This window comes from Hoeflea sp. YIM 152468, from assembly GCF_029210485.1.
In the GTDB taxonomy this organism is placed as follows: domain Bacteria; phylum Pseudomonadota; class Alphaproteobacteria; order Rhizobiales; family Rhizobiaceae; genus Hoeflea.
In genome coordinates this window covers 132,937-150,255 of the sequence record NZ_JARGET010000023.1, presented here as the reverse complement: position 1 = coordinate 150,255, position 17,319 = coordinate 132,937, and the positions used below count along the sequence as shown (strand labels likewise).

Annotated in this window: 19 protein-coding genes; 12 read left to right on the top strand and 7 right to left on the bottom strand. The window is 62.4% G+C overall.

The window, feature by feature from the left end:
- Positions 1-296: 296 nt before the first annotated feature.
- Positions 297-926 carry a MarC family protein gene (locus tag PZ897_RS12780; protein ID WP_275752685.1) on the bottom strand — a complete coding sequence of 210 codons (630 nt, stop codon included), beginning with the start codon at positions 924-926 and terminating at the stop codon, positions 297-299.
- 304 nt (positions 927-1,230) lie between these two features.
- Here PZ897_RS12780 and gyrA point away from each other — a divergent pair, with 304 nt between their 5' ends.
- The 4 genes from gyrA (at position 1,231) to PZ897_RS12760 (ending at position 6,473) form a co-directional block, all read left to right on the top strand.
- Positions 1,231-4,071, top strand: a complete 2,841-nt coding sequence (gyrA, locus tag PZ897_RS12775) for a DNA gyrase subunit A (protein WP_275752684.1) — start codon at positions 1,231-1,233, stop codon at positions 4,069-4,071.
- A 92-nt stretch (positions 4,072-4,163) separates the two neighbouring features.
- Positions 4,164-4,580, top strand: a complete 417-nt coding sequence (locus PZ897_RS12770; RefSeq protein ID WP_275752683.1) for a VOC family protein — start codon at positions 4,164-4,166, stop codon at positions 4,578-4,580.
- A gap of 227 nt (positions 4,581-4,807) precedes the next feature.
- Positions 4,808-5,644, top strand: a complete 837-nt coding sequence (locus PZ897_RS12765; RefSeq protein WP_275752682.1) for a methyltransferase domain-containing protein — start codon at positions 4,808-4,810, stop codon at positions 5,642-5,644.
- Between the two features lie 124 nt (positions 5,645-5,768).
- Positions 5,769-6,473, top strand: a complete 705-nt coding sequence (locus PZ897_RS12760; RefSeq protein ID WP_275752681.1) for a YafY family protein — start codon at positions 5,769-5,771, stop codon at positions 6,471-6,473.
- Between the two features lie 14 nt (positions 6,474-6,487).
- On the opposite strand, the gene PZ897_RS12755 is transcribed toward PZ897_RS12760, so the two are convergent.
- A complete protein-coding gene (locus PZ897_RS12755) occupies positions 6,488-6,613 on the bottom strand; it encodes a hypothetical protein (protein ID WP_275752680.1) in 126 nt (41 codons plus the stop codon).
- Positions 6,614-7,175: 562 nt separating this feature from the next.
- On the opposite strand from PZ897_RS12755, the gene PZ897_RS12750 reads away from it, so the two are divergent.
- From PZ897_RS12750 to tgt, 8 genes are all read left to right on the top strand, one after another.
- Positions 7,176-7,388, top strand: a complete 213-nt coding sequence (locus PZ897_RS12750; protein ID WP_275752679.1) for a hypothetical protein — start codon at positions 7,176-7,178, stop codon at positions 7,386-7,388.
- A 124-nt stretch (positions 7,389-7,512) separates the two neighbouring features.
- On the top strand, positions 7,513-7,653 hold the full coding sequence (locus PZ897_RS12745; RefSeq protein WP_275752678.1) for a hypothetical protein: 141 nt from the start codon (positions 7,513-7,515) through the stop codon (positions 7,651-7,653).
- A gap of 471 nt (positions 7,654-8,124) precedes the next feature.
- Positions 8,125-8,622: a pantetheine-phosphate adenylyltransferase gene (gene coaD, locus PZ897_RS12740; protein ID WP_275752677.1), complete on the top strand. Its 498-nt coding sequence runs from the start codon at positions 8,125-8,127 to the stop codon at positions 8,620-8,622.
- Between the two features lie 98 nt (positions 8,623-8,720).
- Entirely contained in the window at positions 8,721-9,287 is a 567-nt protein-coding gene (locus PZ897_RS12735) for a peptidylprolyl isomerase (protein ID WP_275752676.1), read from the top strand.
- A 39-nt stretch (positions 9,288-9,326) separates the two neighbouring features.
- Positions 9,327-9,842 carry a peptidylprolyl isomerase gene (locus PZ897_RS12730; protein ID WP_275752675.1) on the top strand — a complete coding sequence of 172 codons (516 nt, stop codon included), beginning with the start codon at positions 9,327-9,329 and terminating at the stop codon, positions 9,840-9,842.
- Between the two features lie 69 nt (positions 9,843-9,911).
- The gene (queA, locus tag PZ897_RS12725; protein ID WP_275752674.1) at positions 9,912-10,994 is read left to right on the top strand and encodes a tRNA preQ1(34) S-adenosylmethionine ribosyltransferase-isomerase QueA; all 1,083 of its coding nucleotides are present in this window, start codon (positions 9,912-9,914) and stop codon (positions 10,992-10,994) included.
- The gene (locus PZ897_RS12720) at positions 10,991-11,590 is read left to right on the top strand and encodes a histidine phosphatase family protein (RefSeq protein WP_275752673.1); all 600 of its coding nucleotides are present in this window, start codon (positions 10,991-10,993) and stop codon (positions 11,588-11,590) included. The genes queA and PZ897_RS12720 overlap by 4 nt, the downstream gene beginning before the upstream one ends.
- Positions 11,587-12,720: a tRNA guanosine(34) transglycosylase Tgt gene (gene tgt, locus PZ897_RS12715; protein WP_275752672.1), complete on the top strand. Its 1,134-nt coding sequence runs from the start codon at positions 11,587-11,589 to the stop codon at positions 12,718-12,720. The genes PZ897_RS12720 and tgt overlap by 4 nt, the downstream gene beginning before the upstream one ends.
- Before the next feature lie 189 nt (positions 12,721-12,909).
- On the opposite strand, the gene PZ897_RS12710 is transcribed toward tgt, so the two are convergent.
- The 5 genes from PZ897_RS12710 to PZ897_RS12690 form a co-directional block, all read right to left on the bottom strand.
- Positions 12,910-13,242, bottom strand: coding sequence for a hypothetical protein (locus PZ897_RS12710; RefSeq protein ID WP_275752671.1), 333 nt, complete (start codon positions 13,240-13,242; stop codon positions 12,910-12,912).
- A 178-nt stretch (positions 13,243-13,420) separates the two neighbouring features.
- Positions 13,421-13,903: a transcription elongation factor GreA gene (greA, locus tag PZ897_RS12705; protein ID WP_275752670.1), complete on the bottom strand. Its 483-nt coding sequence runs from the start codon at positions 13,901-13,903 to the stop codon at positions 13,421-13,423.
- Between the two features lie 255 nt (positions 13,904-14,158).
- Positions 14,159-14,587 (bottom strand): DUF4864 domain-containing protein, encoded by a 429-nt coding sequence (locus PZ897_RS12700; RefSeq protein WP_275752669.1) that lies wholly within the window; start codon positions 14,585-14,587, stop codon positions 14,159-14,161.
- A gap of 170 nt (positions 14,588-14,757) precedes the next feature.
- Positions 14,758-15,795, bottom strand: a complete 1,038-nt coding sequence (locus PZ897_RS12695) for a zinc-binding dehydrogenase (RefSeq protein WP_275752668.1) — start codon at positions 15,793-15,795, stop codon at positions 14,758-14,760.
- Between the two features lie 134 nt (positions 15,796-15,929).
- On the bottom strand, positions 15,930-17,156 hold the full coding sequence (locus PZ897_RS12690; RefSeq protein ID WP_275752667.1) for an acyl-CoA dehydrogenase family protein: 1,227 nt from the start codon (positions 17,154-17,156) through the stop codon (positions 15,930-15,932).
- Between the last annotated feature and the right edge of the window lie 163 nt (positions 17,157-17,319).

Genomic DNA, 17,319 nt, shown 5'->3' with positions numbered 1-17,319 from the left:
TGAATCACGATAAAACTAGTCAGGGAAGCCCTGCCGATTCAGTCAGAATGCCCGCCGCTCTAGACCGGCAGGAAATCTTGTTCGGCGGACAGCGGCCCCGCCCATCGACCGTTTCCGATGCAATAAACGGCCCGGATCGAGCCGAAGCCGCAGGTCTTGCCCGCAAGGCAGCGGAACTGCTGCGAAAACTCCATAGGCCCCGTGGTGTGGTAGCAAGAAGCCCTGCTGACGCTATAGCACCAAAGCTCGGCTTCGGCAGCTCTAAAACGCGCCCGTTTCATGCCGGCCGACCGGCATCAGCCGCCGAGAAACGCCTGTTTGATGCCGTCGACCACGAACTGCACCGAGAGCGCTGCCAGCACCACGCCCAGCAGCCGGGTCAGGATGGTGCGGCCGGTGTCGCCCAGGAACTGGTCGATGCGCTCGGCAATCACCAGAAAGGCAAACAGCACCAGCGATGCGGCGAGGATCACGCCAATCAGCCCGGCGCGTTCGACCGGTTGATAGAACGAGCCGGCGAGCAGGATGACCGCCGATATGGCGCCAGGACCGGCAATCAGCGGAATCGCCAGCGGAAACACCGCGACATTGGAAATGTGGTCCTTGGTGATCGCCCGTTCGGCGCTCTTTTCCTGCCGTTCGTGGCGCTTTTCAAAGATCATCTCGAAGGAAATCCAGAACAAAAGCATGCCGCCGGCTATGCGGAAGGCGCCGAGCGAAATGCCCAGCACATTGAGGATGCTGGCCCCGGCAATGGCAAACACGGCGAGGATGCCCGCAGCAGTCAGCGTGCCGCGCATGGCCACCTGAAGCCGCTGGCTGCGGGTCATGCCGGTCGTCAGCCCGAGAAAGATCGCCGCCAGGCCGGGCGGATCGAACATCACGATGATGGTGACGAAGGCATTGATGACCAGATCGGCATTCATGAACCATCCCCCGCGGCCGCTTCGACAGGCCGTTTCAAAGCACTTACGATACAACGGCGCTGTTCGAAACCCCAAAACATCGTCGCGATCGCGCTCACGCATGGATGGGAACGGTGCCGGCGCTGCGGCGATTTGCCGGGATCCAGCGCTGTTTGCCCATTCAATTGGCTGCGCGGGGCTCAGGCAGAGGCCGCAACGGTGGAGAAACTCGTCTCAAGCCGCCAAACAGGGCGGGAAAATTGGCGACAGCGGCGGCTTTCGGCTATAAGGCACAAATGATTCCAACCAATTCTCGTGGACCGCTTTGACAGACCAGAAAACACCCGCCGGACCGATTACCCCAGGCATTGAGCCGGTTTCGATAGTCGAGGAGATGCAGCGCTCGTATCTCGATTACGCCATGAGCGTGATCGTCAGCCGCGCGCTGCCGGATGTGCGCGACGGGCTCAAGCCCGTGCATCGCCGGATCCTCTACGCCATGCATGAGGGCGGTTATCACTGGAACCGCAAATATGTGAAATCGTCCCGCATCGTCGGTGACGTGATGGGTAAGTATCACCCGCACGGCGACCAGTCGATTTATGATGCCATGGTGCGCATGGCGCAGCATTGGTCGATGGGCGCCATGCTGGTTGACGGACAGGGCAACTTCGGCTCGATCGACGGCGATCCGCCTGCCGCCATGCGCTACACCGAATCGCGTCTGGCCAAGCTGTCGCACGAAATGCTGGAAGACATCGACAAGGATACGGTCGACTTTCAGGACACCTATGATTCCTCCGGGTCGGAGCCGAAGGTGGTGCCCTCACGGTTCCCCAACCTGCTGGTCAATGGCGCCGGCGGCATTGCCGTGGGCATGGCCACCAATATTCCGCCGCACAATCTGGTCGAAGTGATCAATGGCTCCATCGCCCTGATGGACAATCCGGCGATCGATCTGATCGAACTGATGAGCATCATTCCCGGCCCGGATTTCCCGACATCGGGCCTCATTCTCGGCCAGGCCGGCATCCGGCAGGCGTTCGAGACCGGCCGTGGCTCGGTGATGATGCGCGGCAAGGTTCATGTCGAACCGATGCGCAACGACCGCGAAGCCATCATCATCACCGAGGTTCCCTACCAGGTGAACAAGGCGACGATGATCGAGAAAATGGCCGAACTGGTGCGCGACAAGCGCATCGAGGGCATTTCCGACCTGCGCGATGAGTCCGACCGCCAGGGCTACCGGGTGGTCATCGAGCTCAAGCGCGATGCCGTTGCCGACGTGATCATCAACCAGCTCTACCGCTACACGCCGCTGCAGTCCTCCTTCGGCGTCAACATGGTGGCGCTCAATGGCGGCAAGCCCGAGCTGATGACCCTCATCGACATGCTCAAGGCCTTCGTCGCGTTCCGCGAGGACGTGATCACCCGGCGGACCAAGTACCTGCTGGGCAAGGCCCGGGAACGGGCGCATGTGCTGGTGGGTCTGGCCATTGCGGTGGCCAATATCGATGAAGTCATCGCGCTCATCCGCAAGGCACCGGACCCGGCGACGGCGCGCGAGCAGTTGATGACCCGGCGCTGGCCGGCAATGGATGTCGAAACGCTGATCCGGCTGATCGATGATCCGCGTCACCGCATCAACGAAGACGGCACCTACAATCTGTCCGAGGAACAGGCGCGCGCCATTCTCGAATTGCGCCTGGCTCGCCTGACGGCGCTCGGGCGTGACGAAATCGGCGACGAACTCGGCAAGATCGGAGAGGAAATCAAGGACTTCCTCGAAATTCTCGCATCGCGTGTCCGGGTTCAGCAGATCGTCAAGGACGAGCTGATCGCGGTTCGCGACGAGTTCGGCGTGCCGCGCCGCACCCAGATCACCGAGGGTGGTGCGGATATGGACGATGAGGACCTGATCGCACGCGAGGACATGGTGGTGACCGTGAGCCATGCGGGCTATATCAAGCGGGTGCCGCTCGCCACCTACCGGGCGCAGCGCCGCGGCGGCAAGGGCCGTTCCGGGATGTCGACGCGGGACGAGGATTTCGTCACACGGCTGTTTGTCGCCAACACCCACACGCCGGTGCTGTTCTTCTCCTCGCGCGGCATTGTCTACAAGGAAAAGGTCTGGCGCTTGCCGATCGGCACGCCGACGTCGAAGGGCAAGGCGCTGATCAACATGCTGCCGCTGGAAAAGGGCGAGCGGATCACCTCGATCATGCCGCTGCCGGAGGACGAGGACAGCTGGGCCAATCTCGACGTGATGTTCGCCACCACACGCGGCACCGTACGCCGCAACAAGCTCAGCGATTTCATTCAGGTCAACCGCAATGGCAAGATTGCGATGAAGCTCGACGACGAGGGGGACGCCATCCTCAATGTCGAGACCTGCAACGAGTTCGATGATGTGCTGCTGACGACGGCGCTGGGGCAGTGCATCCGCTTCCGGGTCGATGACGTCCGGGTCTTTGCCGGCCGCAATTCGATCGGCGTGCGCGGCATGAACCTTGGCCAGGACGACCACATCATCTCGATGACCATCGTGCATCATGTCGATGCCGATCCGTCGGAGCGCGCCGCCTATCTCAAGCGTGCGGTGGCCGAACGGCGGGTGGTCAGTGGCGACGAGGTCGAGGATATCGCCCTGGTTGGCGAAGACGCGGTCGAGGACGGGGATCTTGACGACGAGCGCTACGAGGAGCTCAAGGCCCGCGAGCAGTTCATCCTGACGGTCTCCGAGAAGGGCTATGGCAAGCGCTCATCGACCTATGAGTTCCGGATTTCGGGCCGTGGCGGCAAGGGCATCCGTGCCACCGACACCTCCAAGACCGGCGAAATCGGTCCGCTGATCGCCGCCTTCCCGGTCGAACAGGGCGACCAGATCATGATGGTGTCGGATGGCGGCCAGGTGATCCGGGTTCCGGTCGGCGGCATCCGCATGGCCGGTCGCGCCACCAAGGGTGTGACCATCTTCTCGACCGCCAAGGACGAGCGCGTGGTCTCGGTCGACCGCATCAGCGAGCCGGAAGCGGACGAAGAGCTGGATGAAGAGGGTGTCGAGGGTGTCGAGGGCGAGGTTGCCGCGCCAGAGGGGGGCGAAACAGCACCCGAAGCCGGCGATACGTCAGCACCCGACACGGACGAAACACCGCCTGAAGCCTGACCGGGCTGCATGGCGTGATTGAAAAAACCGGGGAGAGATCCCCGGCTTTTTTATGGGTGGACGGCGGTTTGGCCGGGTGAGAAGATGGAGACATGATTGGATATATCACCGTTGGCGCTGACGATATGGCAGTTGCAGAAACATTCTATTCGGCCTTCCTGCCCAGGCTTGGCTACCGGTTGGATGTCTCGCCTGCTGGACTGAGCTGGTCGATTCCGGCTGCGACCGGACAACGCGTCGTGCCGCCGGATTTTTATGTCAAGCCGCCCTTCAACGGGGAGGCGGCTTCGACCGGCAATGGATCCATGGTGGCTTTTCAGGTTCGAACCCAGGCTCTGGTGCGTGAGCTTCACGCCGCAGCGCTCGCCGCCGGCGGAGGTAACGAGGGCGCACCCGGCTTCCGCGCCGACTACAGCGCCTGCTTTTATGTCGGCTATCTGCGCGATCCTCAGGGCAACAAGGTCGCCCTGTTTTGCAACCACCCGGATCAACCGACGCGGCCCGGCTGATTGCATTTGATCCGGCTGCGCATGGGCAGCCCGGTGTGGCCATGCGACGGCATCAGTGGCCGTGGGCAATGCGCCCAAAAGACCAGGCCCAGACCCACCATCCCGTAAGGGCGCGGTCCGCCGGACTTGATCTGTGGCGCCGGTCTGCCGGACTTGCCGGGGCGGCCAGGATTGGTCATGATTGCGATGAAACTGGTGATTTCCAATCCTGAATCGGACGGTCCGTGATGGCAGACAGCAGGCTGGACGACGTCAGACGTCTTTTCGCAAAGCTGATGTTTGCCGCCAGTGGTTCGTCTGATCCCCGGCTCGAGCGGGTTTTCGAGACCATACGGCGTGAGGCCTTCGTCGGGCCCGGACCCTGGAACATGGTGTTTCGCCGGCGCTATGTCCAAACGCCAAGCGATGATCCGATCCATCTTTACCAGAATCTGCTGATTGGCTTGGATGAAGCCAAGGGGATCAACAATGGCGAACCCTTTCTCCATGCGCGTTGGCTCGGCACCGTGGCGATCCAGCCCGGTGAGCTGGTGACACATATCGGGGCCGGAACCGGCTACTATTCAGCGATCATGTCGTTGCTTGTACGTCCCGGCGGATGGGTCACCGCAATGGAGATTGATCAGGATCTGGCGGGCAGAGCGAAGCAGAACCTCAAGCCTTTCGACAATGTCTCGGTTCTGGTCGGCGACGCGACACAGATGCCAATTCCGGCGTCGGATGTCATCTACGTCAACGCCGGTGTGATCAGGCCGCCTGTGAGTTGGCTGGAGGCTCTCAACCAGAATGGCAGGCTGATTTTTCCATGGTCTCCCGCTCCCGATACCGGGCTCGCCCTGTTGGTGACCAGACACAGCGGCCATTTCGACGTCCGGCCATTGATGCCGGTGGGGTTCATTCCCTGCCTCGGCGCCAGCGATGCAGGGCTGAGCTTTCACGCCCCCGATGCGTCCAGCGTGTGGCAGGTCAAATCGCTGCACTTGCGCAAGGATCGCGAGCCGGATGCGAGCGCCATAGCCGTCTGTGATGCGGTCTGGTTTTCAAACGCTGCCGCGTCCGAGTGACCGGTACGTGCCGGCCCAACCGGGGTTTCGGACCAGCAGGGTGTGTGAGATATTGGCTCCTGCCACATTCCGGCAGCATCAGCTGCTACACTCATCTGTCGCCATCCCACTCCGGAGCTGAAATTTGTCCCGCGCCGCCCGTCTTCTTGATCTTCTGCAGGTGCTGCGGCGCCACAAGCGTCCTGTCAGCGGCGCGTCGCTGGCTGCGGAACTGGGCGTGTCACTGCGCACCATCTACCGCGACATCGAGACTCTGAAATCGCAAGGGGCGGCGATTGATGGCGAGGCCGGCGTTGGCTTCGTGCTCAAGCCCGGCTTCATGCTGCCGCCGCTGATGTTTTCCGAAGAGGAGATCGAGGCGCTGGTGCTGGGGTCACGCTGGGTGGCGGAGCGGGCCGACCTGCCGCTCGGGCGCGCTGCCAGAAACGCGCTGGCCAAGATTGCCGCCGTCTTGCCCGACGACCTCAAGGACGGTCTCGATGGCTCGACCCTGCTGGTTGGCGCCGGTGCGCCGATTGCGGCAGGCGAGAACGAATTGCCGCGCATCCGCGATGCCATCCGCCGTCAGCGCAAGCTCACCATTGCCTATGCCGATGTCAACGGCGCTTGCAGTGACCGGGTCATCTGGCCGATTGCGCTGGCGTTTTTCGACAAGGCACGGGTGGTGGTCGCCTGGTGCGAGTTGCGCAATGATTTCAGGAATTTTCGCGCCGACCGGATCATCAGCCTGGCGGTCGAAGCTGCCGCTTATCCGAAACGGCGTGCCGTTTTGATGCGGGACTGGCAAGCCAGGGAAGGTATCCGGTTGCGCTCGCGGCTGGATGCTTGAAACCGGGGTGTGCGTTAGCCGTGGCGCGGCCAGACCGGGTCGGTAACCTGGTCGGGTGTTTCCTGACGCAGGGCGCGAAGCACCAGACCACTGAACAGCGTCACAATCATAAGAGCAAGAACGGCAAGAGCTATCGTCATCACGGTGTCCTTTCTACGCATCAAACCTTGACGCACACACCATGACAAACCCTCAATGAACCGGAACTGAATGCAATTGTGGTTAATTGTTCTTCGGTATTCTGACCCCGGAGCAGTCTTGTCAGACCAGATGCTTCGCCCCCGGAAAGGGCGAGGCCGAACTTCGGATGGCGGGTGCCGTTGGCGCTGGGTCGTACGGAGCGGAAGGTGGCCGTGCCCCGGCGATCAGCCGGCGTCAGAGACACGGACATAGGCCAGAGGCGGCCGCGGCCTTCCGGTGAGCGCGGATTGTTTAAGGCCCGGTGGACCCGGTTTTGTGCCGCTCTTTGTCATTTCGCCCGATCGGGCAGGCAAAAGAAGCGGTTGGCCGGGCAGGCGGCAAAGTTTGGCCTTTCATAAGCCACAATGACGGCGTATTGTTTGAAAGTACTTCCTCAGGCTTGCCGTGGTATTGTCAACCGTCGGCGGTCTGACGATTCGCCTGCTTTCTGAAAGCGCATAGAAAAAAGCCGCCTGCCGCACGCAAGTGCGGAGCGGATGTAACTGTATTGGAATTGTACAAATGGCAAAGACTATTTTCAAAGCGGGACAGAACGTGTCGCTTCAATCGCGCGTGGGGTTATCCCCCAAGACGCCGAGCGAATTTACTGTTCTGATGCGGCTGCCCGACAACCAGGGCAACGCGCAATACCGGATCCGCAATGAAGCAATGGGCCACGAACGGGTGGAGCAGGGCAGCAATCTCGAACTGATCGAGCCTGAAGAGACCGCTTGAACCGGCTCAACGCTGGCACTGTTTCGGACAGGGCGCGATAAGCCGGTCGGGCGACTGCAAAGTGCGCCGCATCTTTTGATCAAACCGCTTCCGGTTTGGGATGTTGCGCCAGGAGTGACGCAAAATGGCCAAAGGTCAGATGAAATCCAACAAGGAAATCCGCAAGCCGAAAAAAGACAAGGCGGCGGCGAAGGCTCCGGCAACGCTCGGTGCAGCGGTGAAACAACTGGATGCAAATCCGTTTCAGAAAAAACCGAAGAAGTGATGGACGGCCGGATCGAACCGGCCATCACCTGGCAATCCCAGGCCTTCCTCATCGCCTGTGCGCCTCTGACGAAGATACCGGGATTTCCGCTTTTCCGGCTATAACGGCGCGATGAACGTCCGGTTCATGCTCGACACTTTCGACAGCCGCCGTGAGATCATCGAAGCCGTCGCAGCCGACACCTGCCAGACAGGCCGCAGATCGCTGATTCGGCTCTCAGCTTCCGATTTTCAGGCCAGGCCGCACGCCCATCCAACGAGAGGCGTGCGGCCTGTGTTGTTTCAGGGCGGTACAGCGCCCTTGGCGCGCCCGAGGCGACGCTCACCCTTTGCAGGCCGGATCTGCGCCCACCGGCGTCTCGGTGTTCGCAGACTGGCGCTGTTTTGCACGGCGGGACCGTCTCGGCGGGCAAACATTGCTTGATGCACCCGGTTTGTCATGACAAAAGGCTTGCGAAAGAGGGGTATTGCCATGCGTATCGCGTTTTATCCGGGGTCGTTCGACCCCATGACCAATGGTCATGTTCATGTGCTCGAACAGTCCCTGGCACTGTGCGACCGGCTGGTTGTCGGCATCGGCGTGCATCCGGGCAAAACGCCGATGTTCTCGTTTGAAGACCGCGCCGGAATGATCGCCGATGTGGTCGGAAGCGAATTTCCGCAGCGCTCAGGCGACGTCAGCGTTGTTTCCTTCCAGAATCTGGTGGTCGAGGCAGCCGCTGCGGCGGGGGCCAGCGTGCTGGTTCGCGGCCTGCGCGACGGCACCGATCTCGATTACGAAATGCAGATGGCGGGGATGAACCGGACGATGGCGCCAGCCATCACCACCGTGTTTGCTCCGGCCTATCCTGAATCCCGCCACATCACCGCCACGCTTGTGCGGCAAATCGCCAGGATGGGCGGCGATGTCGCGCCCTTCGTACCGGCGATCGTGCAAGAAGCCATTGCAGCGCGGCTGTCGGAGAGCTAACCCCCTGCGCCGCGGCGTTGCCAAGCCCGCGGCGGTGTGTCAAACGATTGCCGCCGGATGACCAAGCATCCCGGCCGCTGCCACCTCACGGAGCCCTCATGCGTTCTTCACGACTGCTTATCGCCGCGACCCTGGCCCTCGGCCTGGTCTCGACCTCTCTTGCCGCCGCCGCCGACAAGCTGATTATCACCTTGAAAACCGGCGACGTCGTCATCGAACTCGCCGATGATGTGGCGCCGCTGCACGCCGCCCGGCTCCGGGAGCTCAGCGCGGCCGGCGAATATGACAATGTCGCCTTTCACCGCGTGATCGAGGGCTTCATGGCCCAGACCGGCGATGTTGAATTCGGCGACATGGAAGACGGCTTTGCGCCACATCGCGCCGGCACCGGCGGTTCCTCCAAGCCCGATCTCAAGGCCGAATTCTCCGATCTGTCGTTTGATCGCGGTGTGGTCGGGATGGCGCGCGCGCAAAACCCCAACTCGGCCAACTCGCAATTCTTCATCATGCTCGCCCCCGGCACGTTCCTCAATGGCGACTACACGGTCGTCGGCAAGGTGGTCGACGGCATGGAGCATGTCGACAAGATCAAGCTGGGCGACGCCAACAACAACGGTGCGGTGTCCGACCCGGACCGGATGATCAAGGTTCGCTCCGGCGGCTGACACACCCCTATTTTCAGGACAACAACCAAGGAGACGACCATGGCGGAGATCAAGGATCCCGAAAACACACTGATCATGGAAACCACCAAGGGACAGGTGACCATCGAACTGCTTCCAGACCTGGCGCCCGGCCATGTCGCCCGGATCAAGGAACTGGCCCGTGAAGGCGCCTATGACGGGGTGGTGTTTCACCGGGTCATCGAAGGCTTCATGGCGCAGACCGGCGACGTCAAGTTCGGCAAGTCGGACGGCAAGGATTTCAACCCCGGCCGCGCCGGCATGGGCGGGTCGGACAAGCCCGACCTGAAGGCCGAATTCTCCAACATGAACCATGCCCGCGGCACCTGCTCGATGGCGCGCTCGCAAGATCCGAACTCGGCCAACTCGCAGTTCTTCATCTGCTTTGATGATGCCGGCTTTCTCAACCGTCAATACACGGTCTGGGGCCAGGTCACATCCGGCATGGACAATGTCGACAAGATCAAGCGCGGCGAGCCGGTTGCCGATCCCGACAAGATCGTCTCCGTCAAGGTCGCAGCCGACATCAAGGCCTAATCTGACGCGCGGGATCGGGGTGGCCATGCGCGCCTCCCGCGTCCCGCGCGTTTTTTGTGAGGCGCTGCCATGCGCGTTGACCTATTCGACTTCGAGCTTCCCGACGAGCGCATCGCGCTCAGGCCGGCCAACCCGCGCGACAGCGCCCGGCTGCTGCATGTCGATGCCGGAGGAACGCTTGCCGATCTTTCGGTTCAGGATCTGGCCGATCTGCTCGAACCCGGCGATGCGCTGGTGTTCAACGACACAAAGGTCATTCCGGCACAGCTCGAAGGTTTCCGCATTCGCGGCGAAAACCGGCAACGCATCTCGGCCACCCTGCACATGCGCTCGGGCACCGACCGCTGGAAGGCGTTCGTGCGTCCGGGCAAGCGCATCAAGCAGGGCGACCGGCTGTCGTTTGGCGGCGATGGCGCCACCTGCCTCTCGGGCGTGCTCGATGCGACGGCGGGAACACGCGGCGAGGGCGGTGAAATCGAGCTGATCTTCGATCTGTCCGGCCCGGCGCTGGACGAGGCGATCATGGCCACCGGCCACATTCCGCTGCCGCCCTATATCGCTTCCAAACGCGGCGAGGACGATCAGGACCGGCGCGACTACCAGACCATCTATGCGCGTGAAGACGGCGCCGTGGCCGCCCCCACCGCAGGGCTCCACTTTACCCCCGAGCTGTTTGCCAAGCTCGATGCGCGCGGCATCTCGCGCCATTTCGTCACCCTGCATGTCGGCGCCGGCACCTTCCTGCCGGTCAAGGTCGACGATACGGCGGAACATCTGATGCATTCGGAAATCGGCCATGTCAGCGCCCAAACCGCCGAGGCACTGAACGCCGTGCATGCGCGTGGCGGACGGATCGTCTCGGTCGGCACCACGTCGCTGAGGCTTTTGGAAAGCGCCACCGGCGAGGACGGCACGGTGCATGAATGGTCCGGCCCGACCGGCATCTTCATCACGCCCGGCTACCGCTTTCGCGCTGTCGATGTGCTGATGACCAATTTCCATCTGCCGCGCTCGACGCTGTTCATGCTGGTTGCGGCCTTCAGTGGGCTTGAGACCATGCGCACAGCCTACACCCATGCCATCAATGCGCATTACCGGTTCTATTCCTATGGCGACGCCAGCCTGCTGTTTCGCCGGGACAGCATGCCATGATCGTCCGCTATCTCTGCCACCCGCAGGTGCGGATCGATCCGCTGGTGGCGGTGGAGCGCTGGGGGCTCAATGAGGTCGGGCGTGCCCGCGTCAGATCGATTGTCGCCGCGGCGGCCTTGCAGGACACGGCAAGCATTGTCTCGAGCGCCGAGACCAAGGCGATCGAGACCGCGCAACCGCTTGCCGAAGCGCTCGGGCTTGACCTCATCGTGCGCGACACAATGCACGAGAACGACCGCACCGCCACCGGCTATCTGCCGCCCGACGAGTTCGAGGCTGTCGCCGATCAGTTCTTTGCCAGCCCCGAGCAGAGCGTCCGCGGCTGGGAACGGGCGGTGGACGCGCAAGCCCGCATCGTCGCCGAGACTTTGGCCGTGCTCGACGACGCGCCCGAGGGCGATGTGCTGCTGGTCGGTCACGGTGGTGTCGGCACCTTGCTGATGTGCCATCTGGCAGGCTGGCCAATCCACAGGATCCGGGGTCAGCCTGCTGGCGGCGGCAATGTCTTTGCCTTCGCGCGGCAGACGCTCACACTGCGCCATGGCTGGCAGCCAATGGAAATCCTCAATGACCCGCAACAGGCGACTTTGACATGACCGAGACCTTCCAGTTCAAGCTTCTGGCCACCGACGGCAAGGCACGGCGCGGCGAGATCTCGATGCCGCGTGGCGCCATTCGGACGCCGGCCTTCATGCCGGTCGGCACCGGCGGCACGGTCAAGGCGATGTATATGGACCAGGTCCGGGGCACCGGCGCCGACATCATTCTGGGCAACACCTATCATCTGATGCTGCGCCCCGGCGCCGAACGGATGGCGCGGCTTGGCGGCTTGCACCAATTTGCCCGCTGGGAGCACCCGATCCTGACCGATTCCGGCGGTTTCCAGGTGATGTCGTTGTCGGCGCTCAGAAAGATCACCGAGCAGGGGGTCACGTTTCAATCGCACATCGACGGCTCGCGCCACGAGATGAGCCCGGAGCGCTCGATCGAGATCCAGGGACTCCTGGGCTCCGACATTCAGATGCAGCTCGATGAATGCGTGCGGCTGCCCGCCAGCGGAACCGAGATCGAACGCGCCATGGAGATGTCGCTGCGCTGGGCCGACCGCTGCAAGTCCGCCTTTGGCGACCAGCCTGGCAAGGCGATGTTCGGCATTGTCCAGGGTGGCGACACTCCCCTGCTCAGGGAGCGGTCAGCACAGGCATTGGCCGGGCTCGACCTCAAGGGCTATGCCGTCGGCGGCCTTGCCGTGGGCGAGCCGCAGGCGGTGATGCTCGACATGCTCGATGTCACCTGTCCGCTGCTGCCTTCTGAAAAGCCGCGTTACCTGATGGGGGTGGGCACGCCCGACGACATGCTCAAATCCGTCGGCCGCGGCATCGACATGTTCGATTGCGTGATGCCGACACGGGCCGGCCGCCATGGCCTGGCCTTCACCCGCCACGGCAAGATCAACATCAAGAATGCGCGGCACGCCGAAGATCATCGGCCGCTGGACGCGGAAAGCGCATGCCCGGCGGCGCGCGATTATTCGCGGGCCTATCTGCACCACCTGGTCCGCTCCAACGAGATCCTGGGCATGATGCTGATTACCTGGAACAATCTGAGTTACTACCAGGACCTGATGGCGGGGATCCGCGCGTCAATCGAGGCGCAGCGCTTCGAGGAATTTTCCGCCGAAACGCAAGAGCGCTGGGCCCGCGGCGATATTCCGCCGCTGGGGTAGGGCGCCCGCGATACGGTCTCAAACTTGCGGCAGCGCCCCTTCATTCCTCGTTATCCCGGCCCACGAGCCCGGATCCGTCGACCCGGCGTCCGCCGGGTCAAATGAGTACTCCAGCCCAAAAGCTTGGGCTGACTGGATACCCGGATCGGGGTCCGGCATGACCGGATTCATCAGACGGTTCAGCCAGCCTCAAGCCGCGTCGAGGGTCTTTTCGCAATGGCTCGGGCCGCCCTTGGGATCGCGCCGGTCGGAGACGGCCTGGATACTTCTGATCGTGTAATCCTTGCCGACTGTCAGTTGGACGGTGCAGGGTCTGCCGCTGCCAAAGCCGCCGCGCCAGGTGTAGAGCGTCGTGCCGCCGGGACCTGAAGTATCGGACACCTGAGGGCCGAAAGCGGCAAAGAAATCACCCGCCGACTTGCCGTTCCAGCGCGCCTCGATCGGGTTGGACGCAACCGAGGCGGTGGTGCAGGCTGACAGGACAACGGCAAGGATGGGCAGCAGGAGAGGACGAATTCGCATGGTCGACAGTTCCTTGGACATCGGGCGATGGTCACGGCGATTTGCCGCACGGGGCATCAGTCATAGCGGATTTAGGGACAGGGGGAAATCGATTGTGATGGCGCGCGGGATCGCTCTGGCGTGCCGTTCGCGGAATTGGCCGGGACCCATGGTCTCAAGATCCTATCTGTCACCGGACTTACGAGATTGCCATCACCTCGAGTTCCTGCTCGCCGACCTCGACCACATCGCCGACGCGTTTCCCCATCAGCGCGCGCGCCACCGGCGAGGCGAAGGAAATGGTGCCGGACTTGGGGTCGGCTTCGTCCTCGCCGACAATGCGGTAGGTCTGCGGCGGCTTGTCGTCGCGGCAATAGGTGACGGTGGCGCCAAAGGCGATGGTGTCATGGGAGATCGGATCGGGCATCAATTGGGCGCTGCGCACCCGTTCGGCGAAATAGCGCGCGTCGCGCAAGGGGCTCGCCTGCTGGCGGCGGCGCTCGTTGACGTCCTCGATGCAGTTCGCGGCCTCAAAGGCCGCGCGGGCCTCTTCGAGATGGGTCTGTATCTGCTTCAACCCGGTGAGCGTCACCAGATTGGGATTGGCTGAAATCGGCCGGTCGGGCAGCATGGTTTCCGACGCGGTTTCGGTGCTTTCTTCCTTGGTAAAGGCGACGCTCACTGCAATTCTCCGATCTTCTGCTGCCGGCAGAGCCGATGATTGCCCGCCCGCCTGCAGCAACAGGCATAGGTTGAAGCCAGGCTCTGGCACGGCCAATTTCCTGGTCCATGCCGCTGCCGGCTCAACGCCGAATCTTCAGCTTGGTTCCACCCAGGCGGGGAGTCAATCATCTTGGCCTGATGCTCCCCACCGGTGTCATATCCGGCGGCCTGGACTGGTAGTCGGGACTGGGGGCAGGCGGCCGTGCCGGCCCAGTCAGGTTTGCGGGGCGGCGGCCTTGATCATCTGCACGCCGTTGATCCTGAACGAGCCATCGGGCTGGCGTTCGAGTGCATAGAGCGCGGTCCAATCCTGTCCATCGGCCCCCTGGATGATGACTTCCTGGATCATGTCGGAGCCGTCTTGTGCCGCCTTGGAGCGGCCAAAGGCGAAGTTGCCGGGACGGTAGACCGGCTGGTAGCCGCGCTTGACCATGTCGAAGAACCGGGCCGGATCCGGGTACAGGCGCTGGATCGACGGCGATGCCAGGGCATAGGCCGCCGCCATGTCGTCAGACAGAAAGGCATTGATCTGATTTTCAATGACGCTGCGCGCCGTGGCCGCATCATCGGCACGGGCCGGCGCCAGCCCGGCCAGCAGCACAAGCAGCGATGCGGTCAGCAGCGAGAGCAATGGACGGGTCATGGGCAGGCCTCCTTGGTGCTAAAGATAGGACGGCATCGGCCAATGGAAAGTTTCACAGTGATCTGGAAATCGCCGCCACTTCATCTTTCACATGAAGAAGGATGGAAGGTTCAATGATCACATCAGCATACAGTGATATTCTAATGTAAAGACTTAATCACAGCGGCAGCTCAGGGCACGATCATCACCTTGCCGTCGCCGAGCTTCAGCGCGTCGGGCAGATCCTGCATCGCGTCCGAAAGCTTCACCGTTGCCACCACTTCTGTCTTCCAGGCGCCGGAGATGAAACGGTTCTGGACCGCGCGAAGGGCCTTGATCTTTTCAAGCCAGGACGCGTTCCTGAACCATTTGCTCAGCCAATACCCCTCGATTTTCTTGTCCATGAAAATGAACTGCCCCGGTTCGCTGATGACCGGGGTTTCGGTGTCGAGCTTGCCATAAATCACCCAGCGGGCACGGGCCGGCATCGCCGTGAAAATGTCGGCGGCCAACTGGTTGGCCACCGCATCCAGCAGGATGCGGGGTTTTTCCGAGGCCATCAAGGCGGCCAGTTTTGCGGCAAAGTCCGGATCGGACTGGATCAGCACATGCTTGGCGCCGAGCGCTTTCAGGTGAGCCGCCTGGCTGTCTTTGCGGATGACGGCGATCATGGCGTAGCCATTGTCGCGCGCCAGCCCCGCCATCAGCTTGCCGAGTTGGGAGAAGGCGGCGGTAAAGACAAAGCTTTTCGAGCCTGATTTTTTGACGATGTCGAACATGGTCCAGGCAGTCACCGGATTGACCACATGGCCGGCCGCGTCTTCATCGCGCATCGCGGGCTTGACCACCACGCAGGTGGCGGCCGGAACAACGATGTATTCGGCCCAGGCGCCCGAGCCGCTGACGCCGCCGACAAAGGCCACCCGCTTGCCCTTGAGATAGCGCGCATGAAGCCCTTTGCCGTCGATCACGTCGCCCACTCCCTCAAAGCCGGCGGCAGCGCCCTTGACCCGGGCCTGGCCGTACTCGCCCTTGATGAAGTAGAGATCGGACGGATTGACCGAGGCCATGCGCAACTTGACCAGAACCTGGCCGGCGTGGGGTTGGGGCAGCGGCAGGGTGGAAAAACTGAGATAGGGATCAAGCGAGTCGATCCCGGCGCCGGTGCGCGTGGCGGCGAAACCGTCGTTTTTCAAGATCAGGGCATTGATGCGGGCGGGCAGGGTCATGGATCGGTCCTTAGCGCGTCAGATTGGTCGTGCCGACGGCGCTTGGCGCCGCCGGGCGGGGGATTGGGCAGGTCGCGATACTCCACATCATAGAGCCGGCCGTAGCTCGTGCAGACGATGGCTTTCATCGGGGTTCAGACCTTTTCCTGGGTGTACCGCCTGAGCTCGGTGCGGGCGACCTGGCGGCGGTGCACCGCATCGGGTCCATCGGCGAGGCGAAGCGTGCGCAAATGTGTCCACATCCGCGCCAGCGGCGTGTCCTGGGAGATACCCTGACCGCCAAACATCTGCGCCGCCTCATCGGTCACCTTGAGCGCGACACGCGGCGCAATCACCTTGATCTGGCTGATCCAGGGGGCCGCGGCACGGGCATCGCCCTGATCCATCATCCAGGCCGCCTTCAGGCACAAGAGCCGCGCCATTTCGATATCCATGCGGCATTCGGCGATGATGTCGTAATTCGCGCCGAGCTGGGCCAGCTTCTTGCCGAAGGCTTCGCGCTCCAGCGCCCGCTTGCACATCAGTTCGAGGGCCATTTCAGCCTGACCGATGGCGCGCATGCAATGATGGATCCGTCCCGGTCCAAGCCTGCCTTGCGCGATCTCGAAGCCCTTGCCTTCGCCGACCAGAAGATTGCTGGCAGGCACCCGGACGTCTGTGAAGCGGAGATGGAAATGGCCGTGCGGTGCGTCGTCCTGGCCGTAAACCTGCATTGGCCGCAGCTTGTCTATTCCGGCGGTGTCGGCCGACACCAGGATCATCGAATGGCGTGCATGTTTGGGCATGTCATCGCCGCCGGTCCGGACCATGACGATGTAGATCTTGCAGCGCGGATCGCCGGCACCCGAAGCCCACCATTTCTCGCCATTGAGCACATAATGCTCGCCGTCGCGGACACAGGACATGGAAACATTCGTGGCATCGGACGACGCCACATCGGGCTCGGTCATCAGGTAGGCCGAGCGGATATCGCCACTGAGCAGTGGCTCGAGCCATTGCTGCTTGTGATCGGGCGTCGCGTAGCGGTCGAGCACTTCCATGTTGCCGGTGTCGGGCGCCGAACAGTTGAAGCTTTCCGCCCCCAGATGCGCCTTGCCCATTTCCTCGGCCAGATAGGCATATTCAACCGTGGTCAATGCCTCCTCGCCGCGGGTGCGCCACAGGTTCCACAGACCCCGCGCCTTGGCCGTGGCCTTCAGGCCGTCGAGAATTTCGGTCTGCCGCGCCGAATAGCTCCAGCGGTCGCCGTTCAACCCGACTTCGGCGAGAAACTGTTCATCCAGCGGCATGATCTCATTGCGGACCATGTCGCGCACGGCGTCGAGAATGGGGTGCAGCTTCTGCGTGATTCCCAGATCCATGCTCTTGCTCCTGGTCAACTCTCTCTCCCGTGTCCGGTGCGTCCGGCAATCAGCAATTGGCTGATTCTTCCCTTTACGCACACGTCAATTGTTTGCCATGCTACCGGTCAGGCGGTCGGGCGGCAATCATTGCCCGGGACAATTTGGCCGCACAGCGTATCGA